This is a genomic window from Marinobacter salinexigens, from assembly GCF_008370345.1.
Taxonomy (GTDB): Bacteria; Pseudomonadota; Gammaproteobacteria; order Pseudomonadales; family Oleiphilaceae; genus Marinobacter; species Marinobacter salinexigens.
Genome location: NZ_VTUU01000003.1, coordinates 157135 through 176927, shown reverse-complemented (window position 1 = coordinate 176927; position 19793 = coordinate 157135). Strand labels below are relative to the sequence as shown.

Below are 19793 nucleotides of genomic sequence, written 5' to 3'. Positions count from 1 at the left end.
GCTACGCTAGGCAACCACGGGCCATACCGGTGGAGGAACCACAGGGCCATCCGGGTCCCGCGGTTCGTTCTGGTCCCTCAGATAGCTGACGATGGCGTTCTGCAGCTCGCTGCCGTGCCTCAGCCCCTGATTGCCAAACAGGCGGTTGAATTCCAGTACGTAAGGGTAACCTTCCACCAGTGCGATATCGAAACCGGCGTGGTTCACATCCAGTTGTTGAGCGAGCCGGAGCGCCAGGTCGGTTGCTACAGCCGGCACCGGGCCGAAGTCGATACCGCCCCCTCGGGCCACGTTATTGTAGAAACCCTGTTCCGCCTGGGTACGCCAGTAGGCGGTGAGCACCTGATCGCCCACGATCACCACCCGCACGTCCCGGTCAATCGGCAGGTATTCCTGCACGTAGAGTACGTCAGTGCGCTCACAATAGGTCTGCCAGTCCTGGCGGTTTTCGATCAGCCATACACCCTCTCCCATACTGGCTTTGGGTAACTTGGCAACGAACGGCAGTGACATGGTTTCCCAGAGGGCTTCCCGCTCCAGGGGACCATTGGCTTCAATCATTGTCCAGGGGGTATGCTCCGGAGCAACGGTCTGAAAGGCCCGGGTCATCTCTACTTTGTCATGACCGATGCGGTAGCTGGCAATGCTGGGAAAGACCCGGCACTTCAGACCATGCACCAGAGCATTCAGCTGCCAGTATTCCGGGAACAACACCCAATCTGCTTCCCGAAGCTCCTGTTTGTGACGCAGGAAATGTTCGGGTTTAAGCACGGTCGTATCCGGGAAACCGAGGGTACGGAAAATATCGAAGGAAACCAGGCGCATGGTATCAGGGGCACTCGGGAAGAAGCTGTGTATTTTATGCACAACCCCGGGTTTGGCAAGCGTTTTGTTTACTGCTCCTGAGTACGGAAACGAGCCGGGCTAACACCCTCCCAGCGCCGGAATGCCCTGGCAAAGGCGGCCTCTTCGGAAAAGCCCAGTCGCTCGCTGACGGCGGCCACGCTGTGGCCGGATTGCAGCAGGTCCACCGCCATTCGGTTGAGTTCCCGTTCCCGGAGTAATTTGAACGAGAGCCCTTCCTCCGCCAGTAAGCGGTTCAGGTGGCGACCACTGACCGCCAGCTCCGAAGCCACCCGCTCCTTGCCCCAGCGAGGATTGGTGCGCACCAGTGCACACACCTGACCACTCAGGCTCTGCTGGCCCAGGGTTTCCAGGGTATGGTCGGCTAGCTGCTGCAGATGATCCCGCAATGCGGCATTGGCCTGAATCAGCGGCAGGCTGCCCTGATCCCGGTTCAGCGTCAGGCAGTTCCGCCCCGCCTCGAAGACTACTGGTACCTCCAGGCGCTGTGAGTATTCGGCGCCATTAGCCTGCGGCCCGTGAGCGAGCATCAGGGTATCCGGCTCCAGCGCACCGCCTGTCGCCCAGCGAGTCAGCCGAACCACCGACGCCATAACTGCATCAACCCGTTCTGTGACCCTTACCGTGTATCCCGGCTGGTAGCACAGGAAGATCCGGGAATCGTCCTCCGATAGGGAGAATTCACCGCCATCACCCACCACCGGAGCGTACTCCACCAGCGCCTCCAGCCCTTCTCGCAGGGTGTCACAGCTCACCAGCAACATGCCGGCGCTGTCCAGATGCCCCACCTGCAGGTCCAGACCGATTTCAAGACCGCACAGCGGGTCGCCAGCCAACTGGCAATAGTTGTCCCAGAGCTGATCCTGCACAGCGAGAGGCACCCGCTGGCCGGGCACCAGTTGCCGGACAACGTCCTCCGACAGTGCAATTCCCTGGCGCTGGGCAGCCTGGAGTATGGCCTGGGCGTAAAGATGAGTTACCGTAGCTGAAGATCCGATCATGACCCGAATTGTCGTTTTTTGTGTCCTGTCCGGTCAGGAAAACCGGCGTGCAAGTACATAAGATACGGGATGACAACAACAAATTCAGGAAAAACCATCATGTATGCAGTCATTGGTGCCGGCCCTATGGGCCTTGCCTGTGCCAGAAATCTCCAGAAGCAGGGCATCCCTTTTACCGGATTTGAACTCCATAGTGATGTGGGCGGGCTCTGGGACATCGATAATCCCCACAGCACCATGTACGAAACAGCCCATCTGATCTCATCCAAGCGGATGACCGAGTTTGCAGAATTTCCGATGAAAGACTCGGTGGCCCAGTACCCCAGCCATCATGAACTCAAAACCTATTTTCAGGATTTCGTCGATCATTTTGGCCTCAGAGAGCACTACGAATTCTGCACCCGGGTCATCCGTGTCGAACGGGAAGATGACTTGTGGCAGATCACCACTGAGTGCGATGGCCAGCAGCAGACCCGCACCTTCAGCGGCCTGATGATTGCCAACGGAACCCTGCACACACCCAACATGCCGGAACTGCCCGGTGAATTTACCGGTGAGCTGATGCATTCAGCCGACTATCGCAGCCCGGAGGTGTTCCGGGACAAGCGTGTGCTGATCGTTGGCTGCGGCAACTCCGGCGCTGATATCGCTGTGGACGCCGTTCACCACGCCCGTTCCACCGACATGAGCCTGCGCCGGGGCTACTACTTCCTGCCCAAGTTCCTGAAAGGCAAACCGGTCGACACCATCGGCGGCAAACTCAAGCTGCCACGCGCCGTCAAACAACGGGTGGACAGTGCGCTGATCCGGATGGTCATGGGTAAGCCATCTGACTACGGCCTGCCAGACCCGGACTACCGAATGTATGAATCTCACCCGGTTATCAACTCTCTGATCCTGCACCACCTGGGGCACGGTGACATTACGCCGAGACGGAGTATTGAACGGGTCGAAGGCAAGACAGTTCACTTCAGCGACGGTGAAAGCACCGACTACGATCTGATTCTGATGGCCACCGGCTATCTGCTGGATTACCCGTTTATCGACAAGAAGCACCTCAACTGGCGTCCCAACGAGGATGCCCCAAGCCTCTACCTGAACATGATGCACCCGGAATACGACAACCTGTTCCTGATGGGCATGGTCGAAGCCACAGGTCTGGGATGGGAAGGTCGCAATCAACAGGCACGCCTGGCCGCCATCTACATTCGCGAGCAACAGAACGACACTGCGGCTGCCAGTGAACTGAAGCAACGGAAAAAAAGCCATGCTGACGAACGCCTGGACGGCGGCTATAACTACATCAAGCTCGCCCGCATGGCCTACTATGTCAACAAGGATGCTTATCTGGAGGCCCTGGCTGGGCACATCAACAAGCTCGAACCAGCAAGGGGATAATGACGCATGTCCCCATCTGCAACGGTGCACTTTGACCCCGCCAGCCTGGTCATGCTCAATGGCATACTGGCGCTGATGATGTTCGGGGTCTCTCTCAACCTGAGACCCGCCGACTTCAAACGGGTGCTGACCATTCCCCGGGCTCCGGTTGCCGGGCTGATCGCCCAGTTTCTGTTACTGCCGGCGGCAACCTGCCTGTTTACCTGGGCTCTGGAGATCGACCCCCAGCTGGCCCTGGGCATGATTCTTGTGGCCTCCTGCCCCGGCGGCAGTTTCTCCAACATCATGACCTGGCTCGGCAAGGGCAGTGTCGCTGTGTCTGTGAGCATGACCGCAGTATCCAGCCTCGCCGCCACGGTGATGACACCGCTGAACTTTGCCTTCTACGGCTGGCTTAACCCTCATACCCGGGATTACTTACAGGAGATTTCCCTGCAGCCCGAGAGCATTCTGATACTGGTTCTGCTGGTGCTGGCCCTGCCATTGGTGCTGGGCATGCTGGTCGGCGGCCGTTTTCCGGCACTGGCCGAGCGCAGCGAAAAGCCTCTGCGAATGATGTCTCTGGTCATCTTTCTGGCGTTTGTCGCCATCGCCTTCTTCAACAACGTTGACCTGTTCGTGGAGAAATTCCACACCTTCTTCTGGCTCGTGGTCAGCCAGAACCTGCTGGCCCTGGGGCTGGGCTATGGCATCGCGCGGATGACCAGGCTCTCCGTACCGGATCAGCGTGCGGTCACCATGGAGGTAGGTATCCAGAACTCTGGTCTGGGCCTGGTGATTCTGTTCACCTTCTTCCCCAATGCCGGCGGCATGATGCTGATTACCGCCTTCTGGGGTGTCTGGCACCTGGTATCCGGCCTGACACTGTCCCAGATCTGGGCTCATCGCTCTTTCCCCGAACCCCTACAACAAGAAACCTGACCCTATGAGCACAGAAAAACGTATTCTGATTACTGGCGCTGCCGGCTATATCGGCCATCAGCTGGGCAACCGGCTGGCCCAGGACTATTTTGTCATCGGCACCGACATTCAACACCGTAAGGGACTGAACTTCCCCCTCGAAGTGCTGGATGTACGGGACTCCAATCTGGTGCTGACCCTGGCCGAGCACCGCATCACCCATGTGATTCACCTGGCCTCCATCCTGCGGGCATCTCCGGACCGGGAACGTGACTATGACATTGATGTGAACGGCACACGCAACGTACTGGAGGCCTGTCTCGCAGCCAAGGTACAACACCTGACGGTGACCAGCTCAGGCGCAGCCTATGGCTACCACCCGGACAATCCCCAGTGGATTGACGAAGAAGATCCTCTGCGGGGCAACCCGGAGTTTGCCTACTCGGATCACAAGCGTCTGGTGGAAGAGATGCTGGCAACCTATCGCTCCGAACATCCGGAATTGAAGCAGCTGATTTTCCGCCCCGGCACCGTGCTGGGCGCCGAAACCCGTAACCAGATCACCAGTCTGTTTCTTGCGCCGAGACTGCTGGCCATTCGGGGCAGCGATTCACCCTTCGTATTCATCTGGGATCAGGACGTGCTGGACGCCATGGAGCAGGGTATCCGACAGGATCGCGCTGGGCGCTACAACATGGCCGGTGACGGCGCACTCACCATGCAGGAGATCGCCCGCAGGCTCGACAAACCCCTGATCACCTTGCCTGCATCCGTGGTCAGGGCCGGCCTGCAGGTCGCCAAATGGCTGGGCAAACCTGTCGGGCCGGAGCAGGTAAACTTCCTGCGCTACCGCCCGGTACTGAGTAACCGGCGACTGAAAGAGGAATTCGGATATTCGCTTCGGAAAACCTCGGCCGAGACCTTTGACTACTTTATTGCCCAGGCCCGCCAGCAGGGAGACCTGTGATGGTTACATTGATCACCGGAGCCGCCAGCGGTCTGGGCTGGGCCATGGCCCAATACTGGTATCGGGCCGGTCACCATCTGGTACTGGCAGACATCGATACTCAGGCCCTGCTCCTGCGCAAAACGGAGCTGGGGGCTGACGACCGGGTACATACGGTCACCGTTGATGTGACCCGGACGGCTGACCTTGAACGCCTGGTCAGGGAGACCGAAAACATCTTCGGGCGACTCGATCTGCTCGTCAATAATGCGGGCATCACGCACCGTTCCCCGGCAACAGACACTCATCCGGACGTCTTCCGCAAGGTAATGGCCGTGGACTGGCAAGGCCCGGTGGAACTCACTCAACTGGCGCTGCCGTTGCTGGAGCAAAGCCGTGGCAGCATCATCTGTATCGGTTCCATGGCCGGGTGGATGCCGGTACCTGGCCGGGCCGGGTATTGCGCCGCCAAGAGTGCCCTCAGCCAGTTCTTCGAAGTGCTTCGGCTGGAACTGGAGCCGAAAGGTATCCACGTGCTGATGGTGTACCCCAGCTTCCTGGATACGCCAATCGAGCAGAATGCTCTGGGAGCCGATGGCAAGCGGGCACAACATGCCAGATCCACCATTGGCGGCATGTCCAGTGCGGATGACATGGCAAAAATGATCGACCACGCCCTGGCCAGGGGTAAGCGGTGGCTGATGCCCGAGCCGGTATCCCGGGTTGGCAGCCTGTTGTGGCGGATCGCCCCGGCGTTCTATCTAAGAACCGTACGCCGGAAATTCGCCAGCGATCTCCACGCCGGTCCCGGGAACCCGACCCCATGATCGATCCCTGGCTATGGCTTGGTCTGGCGATCCTGCTGGCCTACACCATTGAAGCCATCACCGGCTTCGGCTCCATCGTCATCGCCCTCTCTATCGGGGCGATGATGCTGCCCATTCAGGACATGCTCCCGATACTGGTACCTCTGAATGTCTTTATGAGCGGGTACCTGACCTGGAAACATCACCACCACATCGACTGGCGACTACTGGCAACCCTGATCCTGCCACTCATGCTGGCAGGCACCCTGACTGGCTACCTGCTGATGCCGTGGCTTGGCGCCAACAGCCTCAAGCTGCTGTTTGGCGTGCTGGTGACCTGGTTTGCCGGTAAGGAACTGTGGCGCTTGCTTGGCGGCCACCAGGCCAGGCCTCACAGCCTGATGACCAGCCGGTGCGTCACCTTTGCTGCCGGTATTACCCATGGGCTGTTTGCATCCGGCGGGCCATTGTTGGTCTATGCCATGGCCGGCATCCAGCTCGACAAGAGCCGTACCCGGGCAACGCTGCTCAGCGTCTGGTTCACCCTGAACCTGACCCTGAGCCTGCTCTACCTGTTCGATGGCAGCCTGATGACCAACGCCAGGCAGCTCTTGTGGTATCTGCCACTGCTGGTAATCGGTGTATTTGTCGGTGAATTCCTTCACCACCGGCTCCATGAGGACCATTTCCGCCGGGCGGTCTATGGCGTGCTGCTGATCACCGGGGTGCTGCTGATCCTGCGAGCGAGCCCGCTGTTTACGTGAGGCTTGATAACTCGAAAAACCGCACCTGGATCAGCGAGCGGGGCGCTTTTTCGTTCCCTGCTGTGGCTCTGCGGTGAAGGGATCTTCCGGCCACGGGTGTTTCGGGTAGCGGCCCCGCATATCCTTGCGCACTTCCGGATAGGCGTTCACCCAGAAGCTGGCCAGATCGGCAGTTACTGCCAAGGGACGTTGGGCCGGGGACAGCAGGTGAATAACCACCGGGATTCGGCCTCCGGCTACTTTGGGCGTCTCGGTCCAGCCAAACAGGGCCTGGAGTTTGGCAGCCAGAACCGGACCATTGTCCGCCGTGTAATCCAGAGAAACATGTTGTCCGGTTGGAATGGTCAGCGTTTCTGGCATCAGCTCGGCCAGCTTCTGCTGTTGGGGGTAATCCAGCAGGCTGTTGAGTGCCGGTAGCAGATTCAGTTTCTCCAGATCAGCCCACCTTTTCAGTCCCGGCAGGAACGGTCCAAGCCAGCTCTCCAGCGTATCCAGAAGAGCCTGTTCGCTGACGTCGGGCCACTCCCCGGGGATGGCGCTGGCCAGCATCCGCACCCTGGCGCACCACTGCTTCGACGCCTGCGTCCAGGGCAGGCTGTTCAGACCTTTTCTCCTGACTGCATCCATCAGGCCCTGCTGGATCAGCCCGGGCTCCGGATTGGCCAGCTCCTTTTGCTCAAGGACCAATTCTCCGAGACGACGCACGTGGCGAGCGATAATCGTGCCCCGTTTTTCATCCCAGAGCGCTTCTTCGCATTCAACGATATGACCGGCAAGATCCTGTTCCAGATCCCGGAGATCCACCGGAGCAGCCAGGTAAATCGTCGCTTCCCGGGACTTGCCGTCCAGTTCTGCTGCCACCAGCCATTCCTGCCTGGCCATGGCATCATCTTCCCTGAGTGCTGCGCCTTTGCCGTTACTGAGCTGATACCGGGGTACCAAGCCCGGGCGCCGGCGGCCAATCCTGTCCGGATAGGCCTGTGCCAGCAGTCGCCCCACCTCCACATCGGTGGGCATTTTCCCGGAGCCGGCGTCTGGGCCGCTCAGCCGCTTGGCCGACTGCCGGACGGAACGCAACCGTGCCGGGTCGGTCTGACCCTGTCGGGATTCACCACGCAACACCCTGAGCCGCTCATGCATGTCGGAACCGGAGCCCGGCCCCAACAGATCCCGCTCTTCCAACAGGGCCGCCAGTTCTGCAGCCACCAGACCCAGTTTCAGATCCCGCCCCCGCAAAATCATATGAGCCAGTCGCGGATGAACGCCAAGCGCCCGGGCCTGTTTACCGTGCTCAGTGATGCCGCCATCCTCATCAAGCATGTCCAGCCACCGCAACAAAGTGACCGCCTGATTCCAGTGTGCTGACGGCGGCGTATCCACCCAGGCTACCTGATCCGCATTCCGGGCGCCCCACTGGGAAAGCTCCAGCACCAGAGGCGCCAGATCGGCTTCCTGGATTTCCGGTGGCGTGAATTCTGCCAGGCCAAACTGTTCGGATTCGCTCCACAACCGATAACACACACCCGGCTCAACCCGTCCCGCACGCCCTTTCCGTTGCTCTGCCGATGCTTTCGACACCCGCCCGGTTACCAGCCGCGTCATACCACTGTTGGCATCGAACACGGCCCGACGCTGCTGGCCAGCGTCAATGACGACCCGAATGCCTTCGATGGTCAGACTGGTCTCCGCGATGGCCGTCGCCAGCACAACCTTCCGGATACCTTCCGGTGCCGGCGAAATCGCCCGGTCCTGTTCCTCGGATTTCAGGTTTCCAAAGAGCGGTGCCACGATCACATTACCAGGCAACCACTCCCGCAACTGACGTTCCACCCGTCGGATCTCGCCGGCCCCGGGTAAAAACACCAGCAACGAACCGCTCTGATCCGCCAGGGCTTCGCGAATCACCGCCACCACCCGATCGTCAAACCGGCTACGCTGGTCGCGGGAGGGCGAAGGACGATACAACACATCCACCGGGAACATTCTGCCTTCACTGGTTACCACGGGCACATCCCCCAGCACCCGGGCAATGGGCGCGGTATCCAGCGTTGCCGACATCACCAGCAACCTCAGATCCTCCCGTAATGCCTGCTGGGATTCCCGCACCAGCGCGAGCCCCAGATCCGCCTGCAGGGAACGCTCGTGAAACTCATCAAACAACACCGCGGCATAGTCTTCGAGCATGGGGTCGTTCTGGATCAGCCGCGTAAGGATGCCTTCCGTCACTACCTCAATCCGGGTATCTCCGGAGACCCTGGTATCCAACCGGGTTCGATAACCCACCGTTTGCCCGGGCTTCTCACCCAGCTGGTTCGCCATAAACCGTGCTGCAGAGCGGGCTGCCAGCCGCCGGGGTTCCAGCATCAGGATCTTGCGGTCTTGCCGCCAGGGCGCATCCAGCAGGGCCAACGGAACACGGGTGGTTTTACCGGCGCCGGGAGGTGCCTGAAGCAGTGCTGTGGTGGTGGATTCCAGCGTTTGCTTCAGGGTGGGGAGGATCTCATCTATCGGGAGCATTCTGCTTTGCTTTGGGCTTGGGTTCGGGACTGCTTGGTTTGGGGGTGGGGCATGGGGGTGTTTTGAATTTTTGGGTGGAAAAGAACTCGCTGCGCTCAGACACCTTTGTCCACCCAAAAATTCAAAACACCCCCACACCCTTAGATAAATCGTGCTTTCTCGTTAGCTTACCATGGTCTGTATTGGGTTAAGTCGGTAAGGGTTGTCTACGCCTGTTACACCGCAAACCGCCTAGCTGAGCGGCTTCAGGTAGAACTGCATTGATTTGTCTGTCTGCTCGGGCTCGCCGACGTCTTTCCAGCTGAAGCTGGTTATCAGATCCGGGCGCGGTTGATAACCGAAATGTTGCCACACCTGTTCCAGCGGCTGGTAGCCGGCCGGTTTGAGAGGATGATCATCCGGTCGCTGCACGGCACAGAAGGCGCAGATCAATTTACCCAGGTCCAAGGCCTGCTGTTCTCGGCGGCTGAAAAACTCTCGGTAGATACCGCCGCCGCGATAATCCGGCAGAAGGATCGACTCGGCACAGTAAAAAATCCGGCTGGTGTCCATGCCTGCCTGCAGGAAGGGCCGCTTGAACGCCTCGGTTTCATCATCCAGCGCCAGTCCCGTGGACGCACCGACCACCCGGTCGCCCGACCTCGCCAGCACACAAATTGCCGTGTCGCTCTCGATATAAGTGCGTAGATATTCCGTTTCATACGCCAGCGAACCGTCATACAGATAAGGAAAGTCCCGAAATACCCGGATACGCAACTCGGCCACGTCGTTTAGCCAAGGCTCCAACGCCGCACCTTTCAATGTCACGATTTCAATATCAGACATAGCCCCTTCACCCTCAATACAACATCCAACCAACACGTATTTTTTGCCGAGAAAACGCCGTTGTTACTCAGAGCGGGGTGGTGGGGTATTTTTCCGCCAGAAATGGCTGTCCGAGCAAAGCGAGTTCCATTTCCAAGGAAAAAATACCCCACCACCCCGATCAACCCCCACAACCAACAGTCTTACCAGATCAAGACCTAAGCGCCCCGAGAAGCATGCCAGTCGTCAGGCCGAGGCACAAAAAACACAAACACCAACCCAAAGGCCAACGCCGCCACCCCGATGCCAAAGGCTGAACCCAGAGTCCCGCCCATATCCAACCACTGTTTCGTCAGCCAGGGACCAACCATCTGGGTGAAGCCATAAAGCGCTACCGTCGCCGCAGATAAGCGGGGCCCCTGATGGGGATGCAGGGCTCGGCCGATGCGCTGGGTGAGCAGGACCGTGCCAAGGAAGGTGCTGCCAACCAGCGCGGCACAGAGGAACAAACCCGTTGGTCCGGGCCAGATCACAGCGAACAATACGCCGAGAAGCTGGATCAGGAAGTTCAGCTTCAAAGCCAGAAGGTCGCCCAGTTTCGCCCCCAGGCGGTTCCATATCCAGGGTGCCGGAAGAGTACATAGGGCCACGACCAGCCAGGTGCCATCCAGCATCCAGTGGTTCTCGGGCAATTCTATCTTGGCCAGCAAAGGCAGGAAGGTCATCGGCAGGATATAGCCCAGACCGGCACCGGCGTAGGAGAGAAACAGGGGGATGCTGGCACGGTCGAGCAAGGGAGTGTTGACCACCGGGTCCTGATCGTCATGCTTGCGCTCAGCGACCTCAAGACGCATCAGTTTCATTGCCCCCCACCAAGCCAGGGGAATAGACAGAACCGCCGCCGGCCACCAACGCTGGGCACCTTCCAGCCAGCTCGCACTGCCCGTCACCAGGCCGCTGGACACCAGCAAGCCCAGGCCGACACCGATGTAAACCAGGCCACTCATGGACGCACGATTACGCAGCACCAGCCATTCGAGAATCAGCGCAGGGGCGTGAACGAAGACCATTCCGTTGGCGACGCCATTGAGCCAGCGGCTGCCAGCGATCAGGCTCAGTGAGTCGACTTGGGTCACCAACAAGGTGGTAACCACATGCACTGCCAGGCCTATAGGCAGGAGGATTCGGATCTGTTCGATACGGTGCCAGCGAATCGCCAGCATCGCGCCCATCAGGTAACCAAGGTAATTCCAGGTAGCGACCGCGGCACCATTGGCAGCGCTGAACTGACCATCATCCACCAGATAGGGCAGCAACGGCGTGTAGATAAAGCGGCCAAGCCCATGAACAACGAGAAGAACAATGGCACCGGCAGCAAGAACGGTAAACAGTTGTCGGGGATTGGTGCAGCTTTGCGAATGGGTGGGCATGGGCTCGACTCGTCTTAATGCGGACCAGGCAGTCTAATGCACCCGAGTCCCTGTGTCAGTGGGACCTTGGGTGCAGTACAGATCAGCTCCCCGCCCGCTCCCGATTGTCCCGTGCCCAGATGTAAATACGCTCAAACGCCTCGGCTACCGCTTCCGGTTTATGGGGCGGCTGGATCAGCGCAGCCAGCTTTCCGTCCGGGTTCAGCAGCGCAAAATGGGCGCTGTGGTCCACCAGCGTCTCGCCGTTGATGTCCCGGTGCACAAACACCGCACTCAGGCTCTTGGCCAGTGCCCGCAAGGTATCAATATCGCCGGTATAACCATGGAAGTGTTCACCAAAGAAGCCGGTATAGGCCTTCAGTTTCTCCGGCGTGTCGTGCTCAGGGTCGGCGCTTACCAGCAGGTACTCCGGCTGCGGCAATTCCTTCGACAACAACTGATCGGTACGTCTCAGGTTCGCCATAGCCGCCGGACAGACATCCGGGCAGTTGGTGTAACCCACGAAGGCAAATGTCCACCGCCCCCGCAGGCTTTCCCGGGTCACGGTCTCGCCGTTCTCGTCGGTCAGGGTGAATTCCACCAACTCCCTCGGTTCGTCATAGACATACGTGTTCAACTCCGCCAGCACAGGGGCCGGCTCCGGATCATCGCCGCCCACCAGGTAAACCTGCCGGGCAATTACCAGACCAAACACCAGCAGGACTAACAGCAACAGAGCGAACAACGTTATCCGCACAGAACGATCCATAGAGACCTCAAATATCGGAGACAGACAGCGTCGGGGGTGGGGGATACTTTTCCTGCCAGAAATGGCTGTCTGAGCGCAGCGAGTTCCATTTCCAAAGGAAAAGTATCCCCCACCCCCGGGGCGTCAACTCCCAATCAGAAGAAGACGAAATGATCCACTAGGAGTACCACAAAGAGGGCCATCAGGTAAGTGATGGAGTATTTGAAGGTGTTGAAGGCGACTCGGCGGTCATCTCCCTTGAGAAGCCGGATTGCGTACTGGAGAAAGCGCAGACCCAGGGCCAGGGCGCCGATCAGGTAGATGCCGCCGGACATGCCTGTGACAAAAGGTAGCAGGCTGGCTGCCAGCAGCATCAGGGTGTAGAGCAGGATATGGAGTTCGGTGAAACGGTTGCCATGGGTCACCGGCAGCATGGGAATGCCGGCCTTGGCGTATTCTTCCTTGCGATGGATTGCCAATGCCCAGAAGTGCGGAGGTGTCCAGGCGAAGATGATCAGCACCAGCAGAAGAGCATGGCCCTCTACTTCGCCGGTCACTGCAGTCCAGCCCAGAAGCGGAGGCATGGCGCCGGCCAGGCCGCCGATGGTGATGTTCTGTGGAGTCGCACGCTTCAGGAACAGGGTGTAAACACCCGCGTAGCCAACTAACGAGGCGAGGGTCAGCCAGGCGGTCAGTTCGTTCACCTGCCACATGAGCACAATCATGCCGACACAGGCGAGGATGATGGCAAACAGGATGGCATCGAACGGGGCGATCTTGCCGGTGGCAACCGGGCGCTTGCGGGTGCGGGCCATGATGGTGTCTATTTTCTGATCCACCACATGGTTAACCACAGCTGCCGCACCCGCCAGCAGGGCGATTCCCAGGTTGCCGAACAGCATGACCTGCCATCCCGGCACACCGGGCACGGCCAGCAGCATGCCGATCACCGAGGTCAGGATCATCAGGGCCACGACCTTTGGCTTGGTGAGCTCCAGATAATCACGCCATGAGATGGTCTGGTTTTCCGCTGACTGGACCGCCAGCGCTTCCACTCGCTCGCTCATGCGGTAACCTCCCGATTGATTGTTGTTGTCTGTTCAGCCTGTGCTCTGTGAGCCAGGGAGAGTCGATGGTACTGCCAGATCAGGTGAATGACGGACAGCAGCAGGCCCGCACCCATGGCGTTATGGGCCACAGCCACCGGTAGGGGAATATGGAACAGGACGTTGGCAAGCCCCAGGGCAATCTGGGCAGACAGGGCTGCGGCCACCAGCGTGATGGAGCCGCTCAGGCCGTGTTCTTCCCGGTGGCGCCACAGGATGGCCAACAGCAAGGAGAGGTATCCCAGCACGATGACGGCTCCGAGGCGATGAGTCACATGGATGGCTACCCGGCCATCCGCCGTAAGCTGCCCCCCGAGGTAGTTGGGGCCAACATGCTGGGCGATATCAAAGCCATGCCGGAAGTCCATCCCTTCTGGCCACCACTGGCCCTGGCAGGTGGGCAGATCGGTACAGGCCACGGCGGCGTAGTTGGCCGCAGTCCAGGCCCCCAACGCAATCTGCACAGCAACCAGCAGCAACCCTCCATATAGCCAGGGACGCATACTGCCTCTGGCCAGGCCCCGAGGCTCCGGGCCCGGGCTTCGCAAACGTCCCCTTAACCGCAACGTGAGCAGGGTCAGCAGGCTCAGGGTGGTGAAGCCACCCAGCAGATGCAGGGCAACCACCTGTGGCCAGAGCTTGAGGGTGACTGTCCACATGCCAAAGGCACCCTGCAGAATGATGAACCCTGCAATGAACAGAGACAGCTTTACCGGTACTCCGGAGCGCCGGTGCCGAAGTGCGTAGCCCGCCAGACCAAACACAATCAGCCCCAAGGTGCCCGCAGCATAGCGGTGAATCATCTCCGGCCAACCTTTTTCTACCACCACCGGGGTTTCCGGGAAACGGGCGTTGGCAATGGCAATGTGTGCATCACTCTGGGGGACGGTCAGGAAACCGTAGCAGCCAGGCCAATCGGGGCAGCCAAGGCCGGCATGGACCAGACGGGTCCAGGCTCCGAGCATGATCACAACAACAGCCAGCAAGGCAGCAATGGTTGCCCAGCGGGCCATCACGCGGGTCTTCGGGCAGGGATCGGAGATATTGGGGTGTGCTGTCATAACCGGCACCTGCCCTTAACCGATCTGGGAAAGTTTGAGCAGATGTTTGAGATCCTTGAGTATCTCTTTACCGGTATTGCCCGCGCCGTAGGACATCATCAGATTGCCGAACGGGTCGACCAGAAGGATTCGCGGAGAGGTCTGTGGATCAATGCCCGGTGGCCAGACCGGAGCGGTGCCCGGTGCCGGAGACAGACGTTCCATCAGACTGTATTCGGAACTCCAGCGGCTGGAGAGATCAGCAGGGAGCGACTCCAGCAGCGCGGCACGACCAACCCGGTTGGCGTTCTTGCCAAGGGCGATGTTCACCTGGCGGGCCAGATACAGCAGTTGCTCACAATCCGCACCGCATTCGCCTGCAACTACCATCATCAACCATTGAGCGTCAGCCTTTTCGGGGCCGAAACGACCCTCCAGGGGTTCGCCAGCGGCGGTCTGGAGGTGTAGGGAACTGATCGGCATCACCGGGTCGATCAGGGTGCCATTGTTGGTGTTTCCAGCCGGATTCAACCAACCGGTATAAAACATGATGGTGGCGAACAGCATCGGCCCAAACCCCACCGCAAACAGCAGGATGGCGGTTCTGCGCCCACGCTGGATCTGTTCCGGAGTCGGGCCTTCGTTCTGTTCTGAAATCTGGTCAGCCATTGTCATTGTCATTATTGGCTCCTGTCTTTCGGTAGCTCGCTACTACCGTCAATATAGTCAGTGCAGCGGCAAGCGCAAACCACTGGGCAGCGTAACCGTAGTGGGTTTGTGGCCCCATCATGTCCGGTGCCCAGTCGGCCCGGAAGGCGCCAGGCTGGTCCTTGCCGCTCAGCCTGATAATCGCGCCTGGCAGCTCCGGAACCACGTCTTTCGCCTGTTCCCGGGGCAGGCTTTGCACCCGCCTTGGCCAGCCCTCGCTCTGCTCTCTGTTCTCACTCAGTACCGGGGGGGTCGGGTACGCTGCAATCCGTCCCTGAATATCAAGTATCTCCCGGGGCGTTGTAATGTCTGGCAACACATCCCGCTGCCTCGGTGCTGCAATCCAGCCCCGGTTTAACACGACAGGAGGCCCCGCCAGGGGATAGAAGTCCGTCAGTACCTCATAGCCGGGGATTCCGTCGCGGGTCCGGTTATCCAGCAACCAGGTCCTTGACCCATACCGGCCCGACAGCGCCACCGGCCTGCCATGTTCCAGGCCGTCGGCAACCAGCTCCGCCCAGGGCACCACCCGGGCTTGCTGTTGCCATCGGTCCAGCATGGTCTGTTTCTGTTCTGCGCGGTCCAGCTGCCATAGCCCCAGGCCGATCAGCAGTGGCAGGAAAAAACCGCTGAACGCCAGGAGACGCCAGTCAGCGTGCCACTTCCGGGTCTTGCTCCGCACCGCCATCTCGTGCTGCTCGCGCTCGGTCGGCTCTGCTATAGTGACCGGAGCGGATACTCGAAGATCCGTCATTCGGACGCCGACAATCCTGATAACAAACGAGGCACCCCCATGTTAAAAGTGATCATCGTGATTTTGTTGTTCATGGTTGTTGCGAGCCTGTTCAGTGGTCTGTTCTTCCTGATCAAGGATGGCGGTAAAACCAACCGGGTGGTCAATTCACTGGCCGTACGCGTTACCCTCAGCGTCCTGCTTCTGGCGGTCATCCTCATTGCCCTGTGGCAAGGTAGCCTGACCATGAACCCGACACCCTGAGGTCGTTCGCTACCTGCCTCAAATGATGTAGACAAAGACAAACAACCCAAGCCACACCACATCCACAAAGTGCCAATACCAGGCCGCCGCCTCGAACCCGAAGTGCTGGTCGGCAGTAAAATGCCCCTTACTCACCCGAATCAGCATGATCACCAGCATCAGGGTTCCGAGTGTCACGTGAGCCCCGTGAAAGCCGGTCAGCATGAAGAAGGTACTGCCGTAGATACCCGACTCAAGGGTGAGGTTCAGCTCCTGATAGGCATGCATGTACTCTTCGGCCTGCAGGATCAGGAAGCCCAGCGCCAGGGCGATGGTCGCCGCCATCCAGATCTTGATCTTCTTCCGGTGACCGGCCTTCAGGGCATGATGGGCAACGGTGATGGTGAAGGAGGATGTCACCAGCAGTATGGTGTTCACCAGCGGCAGGCCCCAGGGACCGATCACGCTTTCCGGAGCCGGATAGGCCTCCGGGTTGGGATTGTTGATCAGCGGCCAGGTCGCCTGGAATCCGTCCCAGAGCATGGCGCTGCTACCGCGGTCACCTTCACCACCCAACCAGGGTACAGCGAACACCCGAACGTAGAACAAAGCCCCGAAGAAAGCCGCAAAGAACATGACCTCCGAGAAAATAAACCAGCTCATGCCCCAGCGGAATGACCGATCCATCTGTGGGCTGTATAACCCGGACCGGCTTTCCCGGATGACATTGCCAAACCAGCCAAACAGCATATAGGCCATGATCAGGGCGCCGATAAAGAACGTCACCCAGGCGCCGGTAGTGCTCTCACCCTGGCCGCTCTTCACCATGATCGATGCCACGCTGTACAAGGTGACCCCGAGGCCAACGGTCGCAACAATTGGCCACTTGCTCTGTTCCGGAACGTAGTAGGTCTGTTGATCCGCCATAGCTGTCTCCAATGGCTTAGCCGTTTTCGTTTGTTGTTGTGTTTATTGACTCGGTTCCTGGCGCCGCCGGTTATTTCACCTCCGGCGGCGTCGCAAAGGTGTGGTATGGCGCCGGTGACGGCACCGTCCATTCCAGGCCCTCGGCACCATCCCAGGGTTTGGCTGCTGCGGCTTTTCCACCTCTGACGCACTTCACCACAATGAACAGGAACAGCAACTGGGTGGCACCGAACATGAAGGCGCCGACACTGGACACCATGTTGAAGTCGGCAAACTGCAAGGCGTAATCCGGAATCCGGCGTGGCATGCCTGCCAGCCCGAGGAAGTGCATGGGGAAAAACGCCAGGTTCATGCCAATGAACGACAGCCAGAAGTGGGTCTTGGCCAGGGTTTCGTCGTACATGTGACCGGTCCACTTGGGTAACCAGAAATAGGCGGAGGCGAAGATCCCGAAGATGGCGCCCGGTACCAGTACATAGTGGAAGTGAGCCACCACGAAATACGTGTCGTGGTACTGGAAGTCCGATGGCGCAATCGCCAGCATCAGGCCGGAAAAACCACCGATGGTGAACAGAATGACGAAGGCCACCGCAAACAGCATCGGCGCCTCGAAACTCAGAGAGCCCCGGAACATGGTCGCCACCCAGTTGAACACCTTCACCCCGGTAGGGACGGCGATCAGCATGGTGGCGTACATGAAGAACAACTGCCCGGCCACAGGGATACCAACGGTGAACATATGGTGCGCCCAGACGATGAACGAGAGCAGGGCAATGGCGCCCACCGCATACACCATGGAGGCATAACCAAACAGCGGCTTGCGGGAAAAGGCCGGGATGATGTGAGACACCGCCCCGAACGCAGGCAGAATCATGATGTACACCTCCGGGTGTCCGAAGAACCAGAACACATGCTGGAACAGTACCGGGTCACCACCACCAGAGGCATCGAAGAAGCTGGTGCCGAAGTTGATGTCCATCAGCATCATGGTCACCACACCCGCCAGCACCGGCATGACCGCGATCAGCAGGAAGGCGGTGATCAACCAGGTCCAGACGAACAATGGCATCTTCATAAGGGTCATGCCCGGAGCCCGCAGGTTCAGGATGGTGGCGATCACGTTGATCGCGCCCATGATCGAAGAAATACCCATGATATGGACAGCGAAAATGAAGAAGGTCGTGCTCGGTGGCCCGTAGGTTGTGGATAACGGGGCATAGAAGGTCCAGCCAAAGTTCGGTGCACCGCCTTCCATGAACAGTGTGGACACCAGAATCAGAAAAGCGCATGGAAGCAGCCAGAAGCTCCAGTTGTTCATCCGTGGCAGAGCCATATCCGGCGCTCCGATCATCAGCGGCAACATCCAGTTAGCCAGCCCCACGAACGCGGGCATGACCGCACCGAATACCATGATCAGACCGTGCATGGTGGTCATCTGATTGAAAAATTCCGGCTGCACAATCTGCAGGCCGGGCTGAAAAAGCTCCGCCCGGATCACCATCGCCATGCAACCTCCGAGCAGGAACATGGTGAAACTGAACACCAGGTACATGGTGCCGATGTCTTTGTGGTTAGTGGTCAGCAGCCAGCGGCTGATGCCTCTGGCCGGGCCGTGATGATGTTCCTGGGTGTGGGTATCTGCAACCGCACTCATGAAAACCCCCGTTACCGCCGTTACCGGCTGGCGAAATCCGTTATCTGGTGTCGATTACTGCTGGTTCTTGTAATCAAATATCTGCTTCGGCGTGACCATATCCCCGGTGTTGTTCCCCCAGGCATTACGCTCGAAGGTAATCACCGCGGCCAGATCCACTTCGCTCAGCTGGCTGCCAAACGCCTGCATGGCCGTGCCGGATTTCCCATGCACAACAATGTCCATGTGAGCGGCAATGTCGCCAGTGGCAATCGGGCTGCCCTTAAGCGCCGGGAAAGCCGGAGGTGCACCACTGCCGTCAGGCTGGTGACACGCAGCGCAACTGGTCTGGTAGGCTTTTTCCCCCCGTTCCATCAGCTCGGCCAGCGTCCAGTCCTTCTGGGTCAGCTCTCGCTCCTTCTCGGCAGCAGCTTTCTGTTCCGCAACCCAGGTGTTGTATTCCTCTTCGGGAACCGCCTTGACCACGATGGGCATGAAGCCATGATCCTTGCCGCACAGCTCGGTGCACTGCCCCCGATAAATGCCGGGCTTGTCTACCCGGGTCCAGGCTTCGTTGATAAAGCCGGGGATCGCGTCTTTTTTCACGCCGAAATCCGGTACCCACCAGGAGTGGATAACATCGTTCGCTGTCAGCAACAGGCGCACTTTCTTACCTACGGGAACAATCAGCGGGTTATCCACTTCCAGCAGATAGTTTTCGCCCTTTTCCTGCCGGTTGTTGATCTGGTCGCGGGGTGTCGCGAGGTTGGAAAAGTAGCCGAATTCCTCATCAAGGTATTCGTACTGCCATTTCCACTGGTAACCGGTGATCTTGATATCGACCTCCGATTCGCTGGTGTCGTACATATCAACCAGCGTGGCTGTGGCGGGAATGGCCATGGCAACCAGAATGGCGAGGGGGATAATGGTCCAGAGCACCTCGACGACGGTGTTCTCATGGAAGTTTGCTGGTTTATAGCCCTGGGATTTTCGGTGGGCAAAGATAGACCAGAACATCACCCCGAATACCACGACGCCAATAACGACGCAGATCCAGAGAATGGTCATGTGAAGGCTGAAAATACTGTTGCTGGTGCCGGTCACCCCGGGCGTCATGTTCATCGTCCAGTCCGCAAAGGACCAGGCCGAGAACAATAGTCCGCCGACAAGGGCACCTGCCCGCTTAGCGTGCACGCGCATACTGTGTCTCCACAGAGTGTTATTCTTGTCAGATTTTGCGTAATCC

At 59.1% G+C, this 19793-nt stretch carries 19 protein-coding genes; 6 read left to right on the top strand and 13 right to left on the bottom strand.

The features are described from left to right. Positions 1 to 6 precede the first annotated feature (6 nt). Positions 7 to 825, bottom strand: coding sequence for an ATP-grasp domain-containing protein (locus tag FWJ25_RS08125; protein WP_149599770.1), 819 nt, complete (start codon positions 823 to 825; stop codon positions 7 to 9). 68 nt (positions 826 to 893) lie between these two features. Then, positions 894 to 1865, bottom strand: a complete 972-nt coding sequence (locus tag FWJ25_RS08120; RefSeq protein ID WP_149599769.1) for an AraC family transcriptional regulator — start codon at positions 1863 to 1865, stop codon at positions 894 to 896. Positions 1866 to 1964: 99 nt separating this feature from the next. On the opposite strand from FWJ25_RS08120, the gene FWJ25_RS08115 reads away from it, so the two are divergent. From FWJ25_RS08115 to FWJ25_RS08095, 5 genes are read left to right on the top strand one after another with little or no spacing between them, the layout of a single operon-like run. Next, complete coding sequence (locus FWJ25_RS08115) at positions 1965 to 3263, top strand: flavin-containing monooxygenase (protein ID WP_149599768.1); 1299 nt, start codon at positions 1965 to 1967, stop codon at positions 3261 to 3263. Between the two features lie 6 nt (positions 3264 to 3269). Next, entirely contained in the window at positions 3270 to 4184 is a 915-nt protein-coding gene (locus tag FWJ25_RS08110; protein ID WP_149599767.1) for a bile acid:sodium symporter family protein, read from the top strand. Positions 4185 to 4188: 4 nt separating this feature from the next. Then, positions 4189 to 5130 (top strand): SDR family oxidoreductase, encoded by a 942-nt coding sequence (locus FWJ25_RS08105; protein WP_149599766.1) that lies wholly within the window; start codon positions 4189 to 4191, stop codon positions 5128 to 5130. Continuing rightward, a complete protein-coding gene (locus FWJ25_RS08100; protein ID WP_306462855.1) occupies positions 5130 to 5936 on the top strand; it encodes an SDR family oxidoreductase in 807 nt (268 codons plus the stop codon). Before FWJ25_RS08105 ends, FWJ25_RS08100 begins: the two co-directional genes overlap by 1 nt. Next, positions 5933 to 6679, top strand: coding sequence for a sulfite exporter TauE/SafE family protein (locus tag FWJ25_RS08095; RefSeq protein WP_149599764.1), 747 nt, complete (start codon positions 5933 to 5935; stop codon positions 6677 to 6679). The genes FWJ25_RS08100 and FWJ25_RS08095 overlap by 4 nt, the downstream gene beginning before the upstream one ends. A 30-nt stretch (positions 6680 to 6709) precedes the next feature. Here the strand turns inward: FWJ25_RS08095 and hrpB are convergent, their stop codons facing one another. The 8 genes from hrpB to FWJ25_RS08055 all read right to left on the bottom strand — a co-directional run bounded on the left by hrpB (position 6710) and on the right by FWJ25_RS08055 (position 15765). Next, complete coding sequence (gene hrpB, locus FWJ25_RS08090) at positions 6710 to 9196, bottom strand: ATP-dependent helicase HrpB (RefSeq protein ID WP_149599763.1); 2487 nt, start codon at positions 9194 to 9196, stop codon at positions 6710 to 6712. A gap of 231 nt (positions 9197 to 9427) precedes the next feature. Then, entirely contained in the window at positions 9428 to 10021 is a 594-nt protein-coding gene (locus FWJ25_RS08085) for a GNAT family N-acetyltransferase (RefSeq protein WP_149599762.1), read from the bottom strand. A gap of 197 nt (positions 10022 to 10218) precedes the next feature. Further along, positions 10219 to 11430 (bottom strand): YbfB/YjiJ family MFS transporter, encoded by a 1212-nt coding sequence (locus FWJ25_RS08080; RefSeq protein WP_149599761.1) that lies wholly within the window; start codon positions 11428 to 11430, stop codon positions 10219 to 10221. An 82-nt stretch (positions 11431 to 11512) separates the two neighbouring features. Continuing rightward, on the bottom strand, positions 11513 to 12178 hold the full coding sequence (locus tag FWJ25_RS08075) for an SCO family protein (RefSeq protein ID WP_149599760.1): 666 nt from the start codon (positions 12176 to 12178) through the stop codon (positions 11513 to 11515). A 134-nt stretch (positions 12179 to 12312) separates the two neighbouring features. Next, positions 12313 to 13224 carry a heme o synthase gene (gene cyoE, locus FWJ25_RS08070; RefSeq protein ID WP_149599759.1) on the bottom strand — a complete coding sequence of 304 codons (912 nt, stop codon included), beginning with the start codon at positions 13222 to 13224 and terminating at the stop codon, positions 12313 to 12315. Further along, positions 13221 to 14324, bottom strand: a complete 1104-nt coding sequence (locus tag FWJ25_RS08065) for a COX15/CtaA family protein (RefSeq protein WP_438616561.1) — start codon at positions 14322 to 14324, stop codon at positions 13221 to 13223. The genes cyoE and FWJ25_RS08065 overlap by 4 nt, the downstream gene beginning before the upstream one ends. A 15-nt stretch (positions 14325 to 14339) precedes the next feature. Next, a complete protein-coding gene (locus FWJ25_RS08060) occupies positions 14340 to 14984 on the bottom strand; it encodes a redox-active disulfide-containing membrane protein (protein WP_246166708.1) in 645 nt (214 codons plus the stop codon). Beyond that, a complete protein-coding gene (locus FWJ25_RS08055) occupies positions 14965 to 15765 on the bottom strand; it encodes an SURF1 family protein (RefSeq protein ID WP_281292531.1) in 801 nt (266 codons plus the stop codon). The genes FWJ25_RS08060 and FWJ25_RS08055 overlap by 20 nt, the downstream gene beginning before the upstream one ends. A gap of 39 nt (positions 15766 to 15804) precedes the next feature. On the opposite strand from FWJ25_RS08055, the gene FWJ25_RS08050 reads away from it, so the two are divergent. Then, on the top strand, positions 15805 to 16008 hold the full coding sequence (locus FWJ25_RS08050) for a twin transmembrane helix small protein (protein ID WP_149599758.1): 204 nt from the start codon (positions 15805 to 15807) through the stop codon (positions 16006 to 16008). 18 nt (positions 16009 to 16026) lie between these two features. Here FWJ25_RS08050 and FWJ25_RS08045 read toward each other — a convergent pair whose 3' ends face one another. The 3 genes from FWJ25_RS08045 to coxB all read right to left on the bottom strand — a co-directional run bounded on the left by FWJ25_RS08045 (position 16027) and on the right by coxB (position 19747). Continuing rightward, a complete protein-coding gene (locus FWJ25_RS08045) occupies positions 16027 to 16914 on the bottom strand; it encodes a cytochrome c oxidase subunit 3 (protein WP_149599757.1) in 888 nt (295 codons plus the stop codon). A 70-nt stretch (positions 16915 to 16984) separates the two neighbouring features. After that, positions 16985 to 18568: a cytochrome c oxidase subunit I gene (gene ctaD / locus FWJ25_RS08040; RefSeq protein ID WP_149599756.1), complete on the bottom strand. Its 1584-nt coding sequence runs from the start codon at positions 18566 to 18568 to the stop codon at positions 16985 to 16987. 54 nt (positions 18569 to 18622) lie between these two features. Further along, the gene (gene coxB, locus FWJ25_RS08035) at positions 18623 to 19747 is read right to left on the bottom strand and encodes a cytochrome c oxidase subunit II (protein WP_149599755.1); all 1125 of its coding nucleotides are present in this window, start codon (positions 19745 to 19747) and stop codon (positions 18623 to 18625) included. Positions 19748 to 19793: the final 46 nt, after the last annotated feature.

Coding starts and splice junctions, on each gene's coding strand:
- FWJ25_RS08045 (WP_149599757.1), bottom strand. CDS start 16,914: ATGGCGGATCAACAGACCTACTACGTTCCGGAACAGAGCAAGTGGCCA.
- FWJ25_RS08100 (WP_306462855.1), top strand. CDS start 5,130: ATGGTTACATTGATCACCGGAGCCGCCAGCGGTCTGGGCTGGGCCATG.
- FWJ25_RS08075 (WP_149599760.1), bottom strand. CDS start 12,178: ATGGATCGTTCTGTGCGGATAACGTTGTTCGCTCTGTTGCTGTTAGTC.
- FWJ25_RS08080 (WP_149599761.1), bottom strand. CDS start 11,430: ATGCCCACCCATTCGCAAAGCTGCACCAATCCCCGACAACTGTTTACC.
- FWJ25_RS08120 (WP_149599769.1), bottom strand. CDS start 1,865: ATGATCGGATCTTCAGCTACGGTAACTCATCTTTACGCCCAGGCCATA.
- FWJ25_RS08095 (WP_149599764.1), top strand. CDS start 5,933: ATGATCGATCCCTGGCTATGGCTTGGTCTGGCGATCCTGCTGGCCTAC.
- FWJ25_RS08055 (WP_281292531.1), bottom strand. CDS start 15,765: ATGACGGATCTTCGAGTATCCGCTCCGGTCACTATAGCAGAGCCGACC.
- FWJ25_RS08125 (WP_149599770.1), bottom strand. CDS start 825: ATGCGCCTGGTTTCCTTCGATATTTTCCGTACCCTCGGTTTCCCGGAT.
- cyoE (WP_149599759.1), bottom strand. CDS start 13,224: ATGAGCGAGCGAGTGGAAGCGCTGGCGGTCCAGTCAGCGGAAAACCAG.
- FWJ25_RS08085 (WP_149599762.1), bottom strand. CDS start 10,021: ATGTCTGATATTGAAATCGTGACATTGAAAGGTGCGGCGTTGGAGCCT.
- FWJ25_RS08060 (WP_246166708.1), bottom strand. CDS start 14,984: ATGACAATGACAATGGCTGACCAGATTTCAGAACAGAACGAAGGCCCG.
- ctaD (WP_149599756.1), bottom strand. CDS start 18,568: ATGAGTGCGGTTGCAGATACCCACACCCAGGAACATCATCACGGCCCG.
- FWJ25_RS08110 (WP_149599767.1), top strand. CDS start 3,270: ATGTCCCCATCTGCAACGGTGCACTTTGACCCCGCCAGCCTGGTCATG.
- coxB (WP_149599755.1), bottom strand. CDS start 19,747: ATGCGCGTGCACGCTAAGCGGGCAGGTGCCCTTGTCGGCGGACTATTG.
- hrpB (WP_149599763.1), bottom strand. CDS start 9,196: ATGCTCCCGATAGATGAGATCCTCCCCACCCTGAAGCAAACGCTGGAA.
- FWJ25_RS08050 (WP_149599758.1), top strand. CDS start 15,805: ATGTTAAAAGTGATCATCGTGATTTTGTTGTTCATGGTTGTTGCGAGC.
- FWJ25_RS08115 (WP_149599768.1), top strand. CDS start 1,965: ATGTATGCAGTCATTGGTGCCGGCCCTATGGGCCTTGCCTGTGCCAGA.
- FWJ25_RS08065 (WP_438616561.1), bottom strand. CDS start 14,324: ATGACAGCACACCCCAATATCTCCGATCCCTGCCCGAAGACCCGCGTG.
- FWJ25_RS08105 (WP_149599766.1), top strand. CDS start 4,189: ATGAGCACAGAAAAACGTATTCTGATTACTGGCGCTGCCGGCTATATC.